We start from the raw sequence: 15,028 nt of genomic DNA, 5'->3' as shown, positions 1-15,028 counted from the left end.
CCGCCGTCGTCGTCGACTGCGAAACGTCCTTTGTGCGACTGAATTTGGCCTCGCAATTGGCGGCACATCTCGATGCGCCGACGGTGCGACTGGCGCAGTTGCGTGCCGACGACCTGACCCAGCTCATCCAGACGCAGAACCGCGCCGCGTAAGGCCGCGTAAGGAGGATTGCACGATGCCTCAAGGCCGTCCGCTGGCCGTGCCCGACGACGGGCTGACAACTCGCGCTCGCCGCAACGCCCCACTGCTGGCGGTGCACACCGGTGCGGGCAAGGGCAAGTCGACGGCCGCGTTCGGAATGGCGTTGCGCGCGTGGAACCAGGGTTTCGATATCGCCGTGTTTCAGTTCGTCAAGAGCGCGAAATGGAAAGTGGGCGAGGAGGCCGCATTTCGTCAACTCGGCCGCCTGCACGACGAGCACGGCGTCGGCGGTCCCGTGGAGTGGCACAAGATGGGGGCAGGCTGGTCGTGGTCGCGTAAGGCCGGCACCGATGACGACCATGCGGCCGCGGCGGCCGACGGTTGGGCCGAGATCGCGCGACGGCTGGCGCAGGAGCGCCACGACTTCTACGTTCTCGACGAGTTCACCTATCCGTTGAAGTGGGGCTGGATCGACCTCGATGAGGTGATCGCCACACTGACGTCGCGGCCCGGCACGCAGCATGTGGTGATCACCGGCCGCGACGCCCCGCAACCGCTGCTGGATGCCGCCGATCTGGTGACCGAGATGACGAAGGTCAAGCACCCGATGGATGTCGGCCGCAAGGGTCAAAAGGGCATCGAGTGGTAGCCGTCCCCCCATTTCGTTTTCCGCGAGCGTGCGTGTCTGCAGGCGACACGCCGATGAAATTCCGTAGTTTGCGCACGCTCGCGGGGCGTCGGAGCTGTCGGTCGGCGGCTCGGCCTGGCGCGGCTGTCTTGCCCGCCCTTGTTGCGGGTGTCGACGCGACGGGTCGCGAACGTGCGCAAAAGCCGACATTTGCACGGCGTGTCGCCTGCAGACACGCACGCTCGCCGGAGTGGGGATGGGTGCCGCCGGAGTGGGGATGGGTGCCGCCGGAGTGGGGCTGGGTGCCGCGGAGTTTGGTATGAGCGGCGGCGCGCCCGCTGTTGTGATCGCCGCGCCCGCGTCGGGCAGCGGAAAGACCACTGTCGCAACGGGTTTGATGGGTGCGCTGAGCAGGGCGGGCCACCGCGTGGCGCCGTTCAAGGTGGGCCCCGACTACATCGACCCCGGCTATCACACGCTTGCGTCGGGCAGACCGGGCCGCAACCTCGACCCGGTGCTGGTCGGCGAGGACCTGATCGCCCCGCTGTACCGGCATGGCAGCGCGGGCTGTGACATCGCCGTCGTCGAAGGCGTGATGGGCTTGTTCGACGGGCGCATCGAGGGCACGATGACGGGCCCTGCGACGGGGTCGACGGCGCATGTGGCCGCACTGCTGGGTGGCGCGCCGGTCATCCTCGTCGTCGACGGGCGCGGACAGAGCCACAGCATGGCGGCGCTGCTGCACGGCTTTGCGACATTCGACGACGCAACCCGCATCGCCGGCGTGATCCTCAACCGCGTGGGCTCGCCGCGGCATGCCGATGTGCTGCGGCAGGCGTGCGAACATGCCGGCGTCCCGGTGCTCGGCGCCCTGCCGCGGGTCGACGAAATGTCTGTGCCGTCACGGCATCTGGGCTTGGTGACCGCCGTCGAGCACGGCCGCCGTGCCCGCGATGCCGTGGATGCAATGACGACGCTGGTCGCCGAGCACGTCGATCTGCCCGCGGTCGTCGCTGCGGCCGGGGGCCATGTCGACGCCGAGCCCTGGAGCGCCGAAGTGGCCGTCGGCGGCCGAAGCGAAAAGACCGGGACACGGGTCGCGATCGCCGCGGGCAAGGCGTTCAGCTTCAGCTACGCCGAGCACTCCGAACTGCTGCGTGCAGCGGGCGCCGAGGTCATTGAATTCGACCCGCTCACCGACGAATTGCCGCCCGAGGCCGCCGGGCTCGTGCTGCCCGGCGGCTTTCCCGAAGAGTTCAGCACCGAGCTGTCCGCCAACGACCGCGTACGGCAACAGATCGCGGCGCTGGCCCGCGGCGGCGGTCCCGTGCACGCCGAATGCGCGGGCCTGGCGTATCTGGTCGACGAACTCGAGGGCTATCCGATGTGTGGCGTGCTGGCGGGCAGCGCGCGTTTCACCGATCGGCTGACGCTGGCCTACCGCGATGCGACCGCGGTCGCTGACTCGTCGCTGTACCAAGAGGGCGAGCGCGCCGTCGGACACGAATTCCATCGCACCACCGTCACTTTCACCGACAACTACCAGCCTGCGTGGGTGTTCCGCGGCCGCGAAGTGTCCGCGGTTCGTGACGGCGCGGTGCACGCCGGCGTGCACGCCAGCTATCTGCACACCCACCCTGCGGCGAGGCCGCATGCGATCGCTCGCTTCGTCGATGCGGCGGCACGCTCTAGGCTCGCCGGATGAAGACGCGAGGAGCGAGTTGACGGTGCGGACGCGAGGAGCGAGTTGACGGTGCGGACGCGAGGAGCGAGTTGACGGTGCGGACGCGAGGAGCACATTGACAAGCGAGGACGCCTACCTTGTCGGCCTTCGGTTGGCCGGCAAGAAGGTTGTGGTGGTCGGCGGCGGCAGCGTCGCCCAGCGCCGGCTGCCGCTGTTGATCGCATCCGGCGCCGACGTCCACGTCGTCTCCCCGTCGGTGACGCCGGCCGTCGAGGCCATGTCCGGAGTCACGGTGACGCTGCGGCCCTTTGAGGACGCCGATCTCGACGACGCGTGGTACGTCATCGCCGCCACCGACGATCCCGACGTCAACGCCGCCGTCGTGGCGGGGGCCGAACGTCGCCGCATCTTCTGTGTCCGCGCCGACGCCGCCCGCGAGGGCACCGCGGTCACCCCCGCCACCTTCGAGTACGAAGGCCTGTCCGTCGGGGTGCTGGCCGGCGGGGAGCACCGGCGCTCGGCCGCGATCCGGTCGGCCATCCACGAAGCGTTCCAGCAGGGGCTGATCACCGGCGATGCGCCCGGCGTCGTGCACGGAGGCGTCGCCCTCGTCGGCGGCGGACCGGGCGACCCCGAACTGATCACGGTGCGCGGGCGGCGGCTGCTGGCCCACGCCGACGTCGTCGTCGCCGATCGCCTCGCCCCGCCCGAACTGCTGGCCGAATTGCCCCCGCACGTCGAGGTGATCGACGCCGCCAAGATTCCGTACGGCAGGGCGATGGCGCAGGACGCCATCAACGAGGTGCTCATCGACCGGGCCAGGCAGGGCAAGTTCGTGGTCCGGCTCAAGGGTGGCGATCCGTTCGTGTTCGCGCGCGGTTATGAAGAGGTGATCGCGTGCACGGATGCCGGGATTCCGGTGACTGTTGTGCCGGGTGTGACAAGTGCCATAGCAGTTCCTGCGCTGGCGGGTGTTCCGGTCACACATCGGGCCGTGACGCACGAGTTTGTAGTGGTCAGCGGCCATGTTGCGCCAGGGCACCCCGAATCGTTAGTGAATTGGGATGCGCTGGCCGCGATGTCCGGCACGATAGTGTTGCTGATGGCCGTCGAGCGGATCGAACTTTTCGCCAAGGCGCTGCTGAATGGGGGCCGACCTGCGGATACGCCGGTCCTGGTGGTGCAGAACGGTTCGACGGCCGCGCAACGGACGTTGCGGACGACGCTGAGCGACGCGCCCGAGGACATCCGCTCTGAGGGCATACGACCTCCGGCGATCATCGTGATCGGCCGGGTGGCGGCGTTCGGCGGTTAAAGGATTCCTAAGATTACTGTAAGGTAACCGGTTATGACGGCTCTCAACGATGCAGAGCGCGCCGCCATCCGTCGTGACGCCCAAGGCGGCACGAAACGGGCGCTGCAAGACCGGGTGGATAGCCCCGCGGCAGCGAAAACTGCCAGGTATCTCGACTGGCTGCCCTCTCGGCGCTTCATCGCCGCTGTCATCGCGATCGGCGGCATGCAGCTGCTGGCGACGATGGACAGCACGGTCGCCATCGTCGCGCTTCCTAAGATCCAAGACGAGCTAAGCCTTTCCGACGCGGGCCGCAGCTGGGTCATCACCGCCTATGTGCTGACATTTGGCGGGTTGATGCTGCTTGGCGGACGCCTCGGCGACACCATCGGCCGCAAACGCACCTTCATCGTCGGTGTCGCGCTGTTCACCATCGCCTCGATCCTGTGCGGCATCGCGTGGGACGAGACGACATTGGTCATCGCCCGGCTGCTGCAGGGTGTCGGGTCGGCCATCGCATCCCCGACCGGCCTCGCCCTGGTCGCCACGACGTTCCCGAAGGGCCCGGCCCGCAATGCGGCGACGGCGGTGTTCGGCGCCATGACGGCGGTTGGCTCGGTGATGGGCCTCGTCGTCGGCGGCGCCCTGACCGAGGTGTCCTGGCGCTGGGCGTTCCTGGTGAACGTGCCGATCGGCCTGGTGATGATCTACCTGGCCCGCACCAGCCTGCGTGAGACCCACAAGGAGCGGATGAAGCTCGACGCGTCGGGCGCCATCCTGGCCACCCTCGGCTGCACGGCCGCGGTGTTCGGCTTCTCCATGGGCCCCGAGAAGGGCTGGCTGTCGCCGATCACCGTCGGATCGGTGCTCGCCGCGGGCGTCTTCGCGATCGCGTTCATCATCGTCGAGCGCACCGCCGCGAACCCGGTCGTGCCGTTCAACTTGTTCAAGGACCGCAACCGGTTGGCCGTCTTCGCCGCGATCTTCCTCGCCGGCGGTGTGCTGTTCTCGCTGACCGTTCTCATCGGCCTCTACGTGCAGGACATCCTCGGCTACAGCGCGCTGCGGGCGGGCATCGGCTTCATCCCGTTCGTCATCGCGATGGGTGTCGGCCTCGGGTTGTCGGCACAACTGGTGTCGATCTTCCCGCCGCGCGTGCTGGTGATCGCCGGCGGCGTCCTGGTGCTGGGCGCCATGATCTACGGCTCGACGCTGAATGCGGGCATTCCGTACTTCCCGAACCTGGTGGCGCCCATCGTGATCGGCGGCATCGGCATCGGCACGATCGTCGTCCCGCTGACCCTGTCTGCGATCGCCGGTGTCGGCTTCGACCAGATCGGCCCCGTCTCGGCGATCGCGCTGATGCTGCAGAACCTGGGCGGGCCGCTGGTGCTCGCGGTCGTGCAGGCAGTCATCACGTCGCGGACGCTGTACCTGGGCGGCACGACGGGCCCGGTGAAGAACATGAATCCTGCGCAACTGCACGCGCTGGACCAGGGCTACACCTACGGCCTGCTGTGGGTCGCCGCGGTGGCGGTCATCGTCGGCGGCGCGGCGTTGTTCATCAAGTACACGGCCGCGCAGGTGGCGCACGCGCAGGAAGTCAAGGACGCGCTGGAGCAAGGCGATCTCTAGCGATTTCGGCGCGCTGACGGGCGCGAAGCGCCGTTGAGCGCGCCGAAATCACAGGGTACCGGCCCACTCGCGGCGGGTGTGCTCGAGATGTGCGCGCGCGAGCCGATCCACCTCCTGCGCATCACCCGCGTCGATGGCGGCGAGCAGCCGCCGGTGCTCGGCGGCCGATGAGCCCAGCATGTTCTGCGCCGCCAGCGCTTTGAGGCCGTACAGGCGCGTCTGGTCGCGCAGATTGGCCACGATCGACACCAGCCGGCCATTGCCCAGCAGCCCCAGCAGCTCCAGGTGAAACGCGCGATCGGCCTCCAAGAACCGGATCACGTCGCGGTCGGCTGCGGCCTTTTCGATGTCTTCGGCCAGGGCGGTCAACCGTTCACGGTCGTCGGCGATCCCGCGCTCGGCGAGCTGGACCATGGCAGGCACCTCGAGCATGAGCCGTAGCCGGTAGATCTCGTCGAGGTCGGCATCCGACAGCGGGACGACGCGGAATCCGCGGTTGGGCACCGCCTCCATCAAGCCCTCGTGCACCAAGGTGAGCATCGCCTCGCGCACCGGGCTGTTGGACACCCCGAGCCGCTCGGCCAAAGCGGCGGCCGAATAGATGTCGCCGGGCTTGATCTCGCCGGACACCAGCGCCTGCCGCAGCACGTCCAGGGCTTGTTCCCGCAGGCTGACCCGCCGCAGCGCCGTGCTCATGAACCCTCCGATCGCCGCCGGACTGACAGCGTCTTGACAGATTATTGCCAAGGCACAACTATAGCCGCTTATCGGTAATCGATTACCGTCCACTGGGGAGGGGATGGCCATCCAACGCCACGGATACTGCACGCTGTGCCGGTCCCGGTGCGGAGCGCTGTATTCCATCGAAGGCGATCGACTGCTGTCCGTCGCGCCCGACCCGGAGCACCCCACCGGTGCGGCGCTGTGCCCGAAAGGCCGGGCCGCCCCCGAGATCGTGCACAGCCCGCGCCGGCTGACCCGCCCGCTGCGCCGCACCAATCCCAAGACCGCCGAAGACCCCGGCTGGGTGGAGATCGGATGGGACGAGGCGCTGGACGAGATCGCCGCCCGCTTCGACATGATCCGCCGCGAGAGCGGCCCGGAGGCCGTCGCGTTCTCGGTGACATCGCCCAGCGGGACGCCGATCTCCGACGGCATCGACTGGGTCGAGCGGTTCATCCGCCTCTTTGGCAGCCCGAACATCGCCTATGCCACCGAAATCTGCAATTGGCACAAGGATCACGCGCACGCCTTCACGTTCGGCCGCGGCATCCCGACCGCCGATTACGCGAACACCGATCTGGCCCTGCTGTGGGGACACAACCCCGCCCGCGTGTGGCTGGCCCAATCCACCGCCATCGCCAAGGCGCGCGCCCGTGGCGCCAAAGTGGCGGTGGTCGACCCGCGCTCGGCGGGCAGCGGCGCGCAGGCCGACCTGTGGGTGCGCGTGCGGCCCGGCTCCGACGCGGCGCTGGCCCTCGGCGTGGCCAACCGGCTCATCGAAACCGGCCGCTACGACCAGCAATTCGTCCGACGGTGGACCAACGGCCCCCTGCTGGTGCGTGAGGACACCGGCCGACTCCTGCGGGGCGACGACCTCGCCGACGGGGGACCGCCGGACTCCTTCGTCGGCTTCGACGGAACTGACGTCGTGCCCTACGACACCCGCCTCCCGGCACCGGACGGTTTAGTGCTCGACACCGACGTCGTGGTGTCCACCCGTACGGGTAACGTGCGCTGCACCACCGCTTTTCAGCGTTACCGCCGACGCTGCGCCGAATGGCCGCTGGAGCGCGCCGCCGCCGTCACCTGGGCGCCGGAGGCAGACATCGCCGCCCTAGCCGACGCGATCGCCGATGCGCGACGGGTGGCGTATCACAGTTGGTCCGGCGTAGGGCAGCACACCAACGCGACGCAGACCGAGCGGGCCATCGCCTGTCTGTACGCGCTCACCGGCTCGTTCGATGCGCCCGGCGGCAACGTGATTCATCCCGCACCGCCGGTCAACGCGGTGACGAGTTTCGACCAGCTCGACTCGGCGCAACGGGCCAAGGCGCTCGGCATCGACGAACGACCGCTCGGCCCGCCGTCGCAGGGCTGGGTGACCGCCCGCGACCTGTACACCGCGATCCTCGACGAAAAGCCGTATCCGGTGCGCGCCATGATGGGTTTCGGCTCCAACCTGCTTGTCTCGCAGGCTGATCCACTGCGTGGTCGGGAAGCGCTGCAGCACCTCGAGTTTCACGTCCACGCCAACCTGTTCATGAACCCGACCGCCGGGCTCGCCGACATCGTGCTGCCGGTGAACAGCCCTTGGGAACGTGAGGCCCTCAAGACCGGGTTCGAGATCAGCCACGAGGCACAGGAGCGGATTGCGCTGCGCCCTCGGATGGTTCCGCCGGTGGGGGAGAGCCGGTCCGACACCGAGATCGTCTTCGCGTTGGCGACCCGGCTCGGGCTCGACGAGCAATTCTTCGGCGGCGACATCGAAGCGGGATGGCAGCACATACTCGACCCGCTCGGCCTCACCGTGGCCGAACTGCGCAAGCGGCCGCAGGGCATAGACGTGCCGTTGCCGCGTCAGCACCGCAAACACACCGACGCGCAACCCGACGGCACCGTCCGCGGCTTCGCCACCGAAACCCGAAGGGCCGAACTGTATTCCGAGCGGCTCGCCCGACACGGCTACGACCCGCTGCCCGGACACGTCGAGCCGGCCGACTCGCCGCTCGGCGATGATGCCGACTTTCCGCTGGTGCTCACCTCGACCAAGGCCAGCCGCTTCTGCCACACCCAGCACCGCGGCATCGCGTCGCTGCGTGCGCGCGCGGCCGAACCGACCGTGTACCTCGGCCCCGAACTGGCCATGCAGCGCGGCATCGCCGCCGACGACTGGGTAGAACTTTCGACACGCCACGGCCGGATCCGCATGCGCGCCGAACTCGACCCTGCACTGCACGAGCGTGTGGTCGCCGCCGAGTACGGGTGGTGGGAGTCCGCACCCGACATCGGCCTGCCCGGCTACGACCCGTTCACGGCGACCGGAAGCAACTTCAACCTGCTGGTCTCCGCCGACCACGGCGACCCGGTCAGCGGTTCGGTGCCGCATCGGTCGCTGGTTTGCGACGTCCACAAGGTCGCGCAGTCCCGGCCGCGCTGGCCCGGCGAGCGCCCGTTCACCGTGACCAACGTAGTGGCCGAGGCGGCCGACACGGTGTCGATCCACCTGCAGCCGTCGCACGGCGCGGCCCCGCCGGATTTCCGCCCCGGCCAACACACTACGGTGCACCTCGATCACGGGGTAGCCAGGTCCTACTCGCTGTCCGGGCCCGCAACGGCCGCGGATCGGCACGGATACCGGATCACGGTGAAGTGTGGCGACGGGCCGGTGTCGAACTACCTCACCAAATCGCTTCGCGTCGGCGACATCGTGCGCCTGACCGCCCCTGCGGGCCGATTCGCGTTACCCACCGAGCCGGATCTGCCGGTGGTAATGATCGCCGGCGGTATCGGGATCACCCCGTTCATCGGCTATTTGGAGACGATGGCCGCGCGGCGGTCGCTGGATCCGATCACGCTGTATTACGTCTGCCGCGACGGTGGGCATCACGCGTTCAAAGAGCGGCTGACCGAACTTGCCGCCGGGTTGCCGGGCCTGCAGGTGCACACCCACTACACGCGGCCGCGGGCTGGCGACCGGCCCGGGCTGGACTACAGCGCCACGGGTCGGATCACCGCCGATGACGTGGACGGCGCGCTGATCTCCGCGCGGGCCCGGTTCTATCTGTGCGGACCGGACGCGATGATCCGGCAACTGCGCGCCGGTTTGGCCGCCCGCGGGGTGCCCGACTTCGGCATCTTCGAGGAGCGGTTCAGTTCGCCCGTGCCGACCTGGACGCCGCCGCCCGACGCCGCGCACACCGTTCGTTTCCTTCGCAGCGGACGGGACGTGACGTGGACACCCGCCGACGGCAGCCTGCTCGCGCTCGCCGAATCACAAGGCGTCGCCATCCTCAGCGGATGCCGCACTGGTCAATGCGAAAGCTGTGAGGTCCCAGTCCTTTCCGGCGGTGTCCGCTACCTGGTGCCCGAAGCCGATCCCACCGACGACAACCGGTGCCTGACGTGTCAGGCCGTGCCGATATCCGACCTTGCCCTAGACGCCTGATCTTTGGAGCTGACAACGTGCGAATGATCGACGCGGCGGAGATCGCCCAGCGGTTGCCGTTCGACCGTCTGGTGCCCGCGCTGCGGTCGGGGTTTGCGGCCGGCGCCGAGGTGCCGACCCGTCACCACCACGACATCGGCGGCGCAGGCACGCTGCTGCTGATGCCGTGCTGGAACGAAAACCGTTATCTCGGGGTGAAAGTCGCCGGCGTCTTCCCGGCCAACCGCGAACGCGGCCTGCCGTCGCTGCACTCCACATACTTGCTTTGCGACGCCACCACCGGCGAACAGTTGGCTGTTCTCGACGGCGCCGAACTGACCCGGCGGCGCACGATCGCCACCGCCGCTCTGGCCGCCGACTACCTGGCCCGGCCGGACGCGCACACCCTGCTTGTCGTCGGCAGCGGGGCGGTCGCCTCACTGGCCGCGCACGCTTACCGCGCGGTGCGGCTCATCAAAGAAGTTCTGGTGTACAACATTCGGCCAGCGGGCGCCGAAACGCTGGCGGCAGCGTTGCGCGACGACGGCTTCCACGCGCAGGCGGTGACCGACCTGGCGGCCGCGACCGGGCGAGCCGACATCGTCAGCGCCGCCACGCTGGCCACCGAGCCGCTGCTGCGGGGGGCGTGGATACGCCCAGGCGTGCACATCGACCTGATCGGCAGCTTCCGCCCGGACATGCGCGAGGCGGACGACGAATTGATCAGCGGGGGAAGCCTTTTCGTCGACACTCCCACCGCGATCGAGGAATCGGGCGACCTGACGCAGCCGTTGCGCGACGGTGTGCTGACGCCCGAAGGCATCCGCGCCACCTTGACCGAGCTGTGCCGCGGCCAGCACGCCGGTCGACGTGACCCCGCGGAGATCACCGTTTTCAAGTCGGTCGGTCTAGCGCTGACAGATCTGGCGGCCGCGACCGTCGTCTACGAATCCGTCACGGGCACATCGAGAGGGTAAATGCATGTCGCAGGCAACGCAGGGACAGGAACGGGACACGCTGCTACAGCGCCTCGCCGGTGGATTGAGCCGATGGAGTTTGCGGTGGGTGCCCGACGCGTGGGTGGTCGTGGTCCTGCTGACCTTCGTGGTGTTCGTCCTGACCTTCTTCCTGGGACCCGGGCAGATCGGCATCGGCAAGGCCGGCGACCTGATCGCGGGATGGGGCGACGGGTTCTGGGAACTGCTCGAGTTCGGCATGCAGATGGCGTTGATCATGCTGACCGGGTTCGTGGTGGCCACCTCGCCGCCGTTCCGCCGCCTGCTGACCTGGGTGGCCGACCGGCCGAAGGGCCCCAAGAGCGCCGTCGCGGTGATGGCCGCAACCAGCATGATCCTGGTGCTGATCAACTGGGGGCTGGGGTTGATCGGCTCGGCGGTGCTGGTGCGTTACATGGCCGCCCGGCAGCCCAAGGTGGATTACCGGCTGCTGGTGGCGGCGGCCTATCTCGGCATGGCGGGCACCTGGCACGCCGGTCTGTCGGCGTCCGCGCCGCTGCTGGTGGCCACGCCCGGCAACTTCGCCGAGGAATTCTTCGGTCGCCTGATTCCCGTCAGCGACACGATCTTCTCGCCGTTCAACATGGTGCTGACGGTCGTGGTGATCCTGCTGTGGGTGGTCATGACGCCGCTGATCCATCCGCGGCCGGACAAGACCGTGACTCCGCCCGCAGGCATCGCGGAGGCCGAAGACGTCGACGACGAAACTGTGCGCGCGGAGGGGCCCGGCGCGGCGACCGCTCCCGTGCAATTGACACCGGCCCAACGCATCGAGAACTCGCGCTGGGTCAACATGGTGATCGGCGGCATCGGGCTGATCTACATCGTCATCTACTTCACCGGCCTAGAGGAGGGCCTCCTCTCCGGAATCACGCTCAACACCGTCAACTTCATCTTCCTGTTCCTCGGCATACTCCTGCACGGCACCCCGGCGTCGCTGTTGAAGCAGGCCGAGCGCGGCGGCTCGTTCGCGTGGGGCATCATCATCCAATTCCCGTTCTACGCAGGGATTTTGGGGATCCTCACCGCGACCGGCTTCAGCGAGCGCATCGCCGGCTGGTTCACCACCATCGCCAATGAGCACACCTTCCCGCTGGTGACCTACTGGTATTCGGGCCTGGTCAACGTGTTCGTGCCGTCGGGCGGGTCGAAGTTCGCGATCGAAGCGCCCTATATCGCCGAAGCCGCAGCCAACCTCGGCGTCTCACCGGAATTGACGGTGCTGGCCTACGCGTGGGGCGATATGGCCACCGACGCGATCCAGCCGTTCTGGGCGCTGCCGCTGCTCGCGATCGCCCGGCTCGGCTTCCGCGACGTGATGGGATTCCTGCTCACGCTGTTCATCGCCTACGCCGTCGTCGTGTCGGGTGCGTTCCTGGTGGCGCCGCTGTTCTTCTGATCCCGCGATTTCGGCGCGCTGGCGTGGGCTCAGCGCCGCTGAGCGCGCCCAAATCGCAGGGCTGGGTAGGCTGGCGAACCATGTCTGCGACGGGCGGTTCCAGCGAGTCGTCCCGCCGTTCACAGGCGGCCGGGCGGCCGCTGACGACGAGCGTGCTCGGCATTGCGATCTTCGCGATCACCGGCATGCAGCTGATGTCGACGCTCGACGGCACCATCGTGATCGTCGCGCTGCCGAGGCTGCAGGACGAGCTCGACCTGTCCGACGCGGGCAAGAGCTGGGTCATCACCGCCTATGTGCTGACGTTCGGCGGCCTGCTGCTGATCGGCGGCCGCGTCGGCGACGCGATCGGCCACAAACGGGCGTTCCTGTCCGGCGTCGGAGTGTTCACCATCGCCTCGCTGGTGTGCGGGGTGGCCACCGACGGCGTGACGCTGATCGTCGCTCGCGCGGTGCAGGGCATCGGCGCGGCCGTCGCGGCGCCGACCGGCCTGGCCCTGATCGCCACCACCTACGCCGTCGGGCACGCCCGCAACAGGGCGTTCGCGGTGTCGGCGGCCATGCAGGCGTCGGGGTCGGTGCTGGGCCTGGTGCTCGGCGGCGCGCTGACCGTCGTGTCCTGGCGACTGGCGTTTCTCATCAACGTCCCGATCGGCATCGTCATCGTCTGGATCGCGGTGGCCCGCCTCGCCGAGACGCAGCACGAGCGCCTCAAGCTTGACGTCGCGGGCGCGGCACTGGCGACGCTGGCGTGCACGTCGGCCGTGCTGGTGTTCACGCAGGGCCCGCCGCGCGGCTGGATCGATCCCTGGGTGATCGGCGCGGGCGTCGCCGCGGTGGTGTTCCTGGTGGCGTTCCTGATCGTCGAGCGCACTGCGGAGCACCCGATCATCCCGTTCTCGGTGTTCGACAACCGCAGCCGCGTCATGACCTTCGTCTCGCTGTTCATGGCCGGCGGCGTGATGCTCACCGCGACGGTGATCATCGGGCTGTACGTGCAAGACGTGATGGGGTATTCGGCGTTGCGCGCAGGCATCGCGTTCCTCCCGTTCGCAGGCGCGTTCGGGTTGGGCACCCTGCTCGCGACGCGCACCGCGCCGCTCATCGCCCCACGGTGGTTGATCATCGGTTGCGGGACATTGGTTCTCGCGGCGATGCTGTACGGCTCCACACTCGACCGGACGATCTCCTATTTTCCCGACTTCGTCACGCTGATCGTGGTGGGCGGCTTCGGAATCGGCGTCATCTCGGTGGTGCTTCCGTTGTGCGCTGTCGCCGGCGTCGGCCCGCGCGAAATCGGCCCGGTATCGGCGATCCAATTGATGGTCTACAACCTCGGCGGCCCGCTGGTGCTGGTGGTCATCCAGGCGGTGCAGGTATCGCGCACGCTGTATCTCGGTGGAACGACGGGACCGGTGGCCGACATGACGGAAAGCCAACTCGATGCGCTCGACGCCGGCTACACCTACTCGCTGCTGTGGGTCGCCGGTGTCGCGGTGGTCGTCGGCGCCGCCGCGCTTGGCATCGGCTTCAGCGCCCGAGAGATCGCGGCCGCCCAACACATCCGCGAGGCGTTCGAAGCGGGCGAACTCGACGACGCCAAGAACGGCGGGGCAAGCGAGAGCGAAGTCGACGGCGTATAAGGCGGCGTAGAGCAAACCGGCCGACCCGCGGCCACGCGGTGACACACTTTGCGCTGTGGGCATCGGCCGCGTGAAATACGCGCGAAACGGCGACATTCGACTCGCCTACCGGGAGATGGGCGAGGGCGATGTGCCCGTGGTGTTGGTGCCCGGCTGGGTCAGCAATGTCGATCTCTACGACGACCCGACGACTTTGTACGCGAGCATGGCCGAACGGATCGCCCGGCACGTGCACCTGATCGTGTGGGACAAGCGCGGCACCGGCCTGTCGGATCCCGTGACTGGCGTGCCGACGCTCGAGGAACGCATGGACGACATGCGGGCCGTCCTAACCGCCGCCGGCGTGGACTATCCGGTGTTGGTCGGCGTCTCCGAGGGCGGTCCTATGAGCTTGCTTTTCGCCGCGACCTATCCGGAGCAGGTGCGCTCGCTGTTGCTGCTCGGCACGACGGCACGGTTCACCGAGGACTTGCCGGAGCGGCCATGGGGTTTCACCCCCGAGCAGACCACCGCGGGCTACACCGAGATCGAAAACTGTTGGGGTGAAGGCGCTCTCGCCGAACTCTTCTTCGGACCCGTCGCCGACATACCCGGCGTTCGCGAGTTGTTCGGCAAGGAGCAGCGGGCGTCGGCAAGCCCGCTGACCGCGCGCCTGACATGGCAAGCCGTCGAGGAGATCGACGTGCGCAACATCCTCGGCGCGGTTCGCACACCGACCCTGGTGTTGGGTCGGCGAGGCGACCGCATCGCGCGGTTCGAGCGGCGGTGGAGTTGGCGGACCGGATACCGAACGCCGTGCTGCGGGAGTTGCCGCCGGGTGAACACTACGCCACCGACCTCATCGAGGTGATCCCGCAGGTGGTGCTGGAATTCGTTGGGCAGCAGGCCGATGCGACGCCCGCCGAACGTGTGTTGAGCACGGTGCTGTTCACCGACATCGTCGGCTCGACGGAGATGCTCGCCGCGCGCGGCGACGAATACTGGCGCCGTCAACTCGACGACCACGACCGCTTGGTCGACACCGTGCTGGGCAGATACGGCGGCCGGCGCGCCAAACACACCGGCGACGGGATCTTCGCGTTGTTCGACGGTCCGACGAAGGCCGCGCGCTGCGGTTTGGATCTGGTGCCCGCACTGGCCACGCACGGCATCCCGATCCGGGCCGGCGTGCACATCGGCGAATGCGAGAAGTGCGGCGAGGAATGGAGCGGGATGGCCGTGCATGTCGGTGCCCGCATCGGTGCGATGGCCGGCGCGGGCGAGGTGCTTGCCAGCCGCACCGTGCGCGATCTGTCCGTCGGCTCCGGCCTCGTCTTCGAAGAGCTTGGCCCGCGTCGTCTGAAGGGACTGCCCGAGGACACCGAGGTATTCCGCGTCAAGGTGCCCTAGCCGTCGCGTGACGGCGGTTCCCGTGAGGGCACTGCCTGGTCATTGATGGGGG

Annotated in this window: 11 protein-coding genes; 10 read left to right on the top strand and 1 reads right to left on the bottom strand. The window is 68.4% G+C overall.

All coding sequences use genetic code 11. The annotated features are described in order from the left end of the window. The first annotated feature begins 175 nt into the window (after positions 1-175). The 4 genes from cobO (at position 176) to CQY20_RS26645 (ending at position 5,382) form a co-directional block, all read left to right on the top strand. Entirely contained in the window at positions 176-790 is a 615-nt protein-coding gene (cobO, locus tag CQY20_RS26660; protein ID WP_097943202.1) for a cob(I)yrinic acid a,c-diamide adenosyltransferase, read from the top strand. A gap of 298 nt (positions 791-1,088) precedes the next feature. After that, positions 1,089-2,474 (top strand): cobyrinic acid a,c-diamide synthase CobB, encoded by a 1,386-nt coding sequence (locus CQY20_RS26655; RefSeq protein ID WP_097943201.1) that lies wholly within the window; start codon positions 1,089-1,091, stop codon positions 2,472-2,474. A 94-nt stretch (positions 2,475-2,568) separates the two neighbouring features. Then, entirely contained in the window at positions 2,569-3,768 is a 1,200-nt protein-coding gene (gene cobA / locus CQY20_RS26650; RefSeq protein ID WP_097943200.1) for a uroporphyrinogen-III C-methyltransferase, read from the top strand. A 33-nt stretch (positions 3,769-3,801) separates the two neighbouring features. Continuing rightward, entirely contained in the window at positions 3,802-5,382 is a 1,581-nt protein-coding gene (locus tag CQY20_RS26645) for an MFS transporter (RefSeq protein ID WP_097943199.1), read from the top strand. Positions 5,383-5,430: 48 nt separating this feature from the next. Here the strand turns inward: CQY20_RS26645 and CQY20_RS26640 are convergent, their stop codons facing one another. Then, a complete protein-coding gene (locus CQY20_RS26640) occupies positions 5,431-6,078 on the bottom strand; it encodes a GntR family transcriptional regulator (protein WP_097943197.1) in 648 nt (215 codons plus the stop codon). Between the two features lie 103 nt (positions 6,079-6,181). Between CQY20_RS26640 and CQY20_RS26635 the strand changes: the two genes are divergently transcribed. From CQY20_RS26635 to CQY20_RS35680, 6 genes are all read left to right on the top strand, one after another. Continuing rightward, a complete protein-coding gene (locus tag CQY20_RS26635; protein WP_097943195.1) occupies positions 6,182-9,550 on the top strand; it encodes a molybdopterin-dependent oxidoreductase in 3,369 nt (1,122 codons plus the stop codon). A gap of 23 nt (positions 9,551-9,573) precedes the next feature. Further along, positions 9,574-10,506, top strand: coding sequence for a bifunctional Delta(1)-pyrroline-2-carboxylate/Delta(1)-piperideine-2-carboxylate reductase (lhpI, locus tag CQY20_RS26630; protein WP_097943193.1), 933 nt, complete (start codon positions 9,574-9,576; stop codon positions 10,504-10,506). 4 nt (positions 10,507-10,510) lie between these two features. Continuing rightward, a complete protein-coding gene (locus tag CQY20_RS26625; protein WP_097943191.1) occupies positions 10,511-11,944 on the top strand; it encodes a short-chain fatty acid transporter in 1,434 nt (477 codons plus the stop codon). 80 nt (positions 11,945-12,024) lie between these two features. Further along, positions 12,025-13,587, top strand: a complete 1,563-nt coding sequence (locus tag CQY20_RS26620) for an MFS transporter (RefSeq protein WP_097943189.1) — start codon at positions 12,025-12,027, stop codon at positions 13,585-13,587. A gap of 55 nt (positions 13,588-13,642) precedes the next feature. Beyond that, complete coding sequence (locus tag CQY20_RS35685; protein ID WP_234816429.1) at positions 13,643-14,437, top strand: alpha/beta fold hydrolase; 795 nt, start codon at positions 13,643-13,645, stop codon at positions 14,435-14,437. Next, positions 14,383-14,976, top strand: coding sequence for an adenylate/guanylate cyclase domain-containing protein (locus tag CQY20_RS35680; RefSeq protein WP_234816428.1), 594 nt, complete (start codon positions 14,383-14,385; stop codon positions 14,974-14,976). The genes CQY20_RS35685 and CQY20_RS35680 overlap by 55 nt, the downstream gene beginning before the upstream one ends. Positions 14,977-15,028: the final 52 nt, after the last annotated feature.

It is taken from the genome of Mycolicibacterium agri (assembly GCF_002553505.1).
GTDB classification, from domain to species: Bacteria; Actinomycetota; Actinomycetes; order Mycobacteriales; family Mycobacteriaceae; genus Mycobacterium; species Mycobacterium agri.
The sequence above is the reverse complement of the archived record's forward strand: the minus strand, read 5'-3'. Positions and strand labels throughout refer to the sequence as shown.

Coding starts and splice junctions, on each gene's coding strand:
- cobO (WP_097943202.1), top strand. CDS start 176: ATGCCTCAAGGCCGTCCGCTGGCCGTGCCCGACGACGGGCTGACAACT.
- CQY20_RS26655 (WP_097943201.1), top strand. CDS start 1,089: ATGAGCGGCGGCGCGCCCGCTGTTGTGATCGCCGCGCCCGCGTCGGGC.
- CQY20_RS26645 (WP_097943199.1), top strand. CDS start 3,802: ATGACGGCTCTCAACGATGCAGAGCGCGCCGCCATCCGTCGTGACGCC.
- CQY20_RS26640 (WP_097943197.1), bottom strand. CDS start 6,078: ATGAGCACGGCGCTGCGGCGGGTCAGCCTGCGGGAACAAGCCCTGGAC.
- CQY20_RS26635 (WP_097943195.1), top strand. CDS start 6,182: ATGGCCATCCAACGCCACGGATACTGCACGCTGTGCCGGTCCCGGTGC.
- lhpI (WP_097943193.1), top strand. CDS start 9,574: ATGATCGACGCGGCGGAGATCGCCCAGCGGTTGCCGTTCGACCGTCTG.
- CQY20_RS26625 (WP_097943191.1), top strand. CDS start 10,511: ATGTCGCAGGCAACGCAGGGACAGGAACGGGACACGCTGCTACAGCGC.
- CQY20_RS26620 (WP_097943189.1), top strand. CDS start 12,025: ATGTCTGCGACGGGCGGTTCCAGCGAGTCGTCCCGCCGTTCACAGGCG.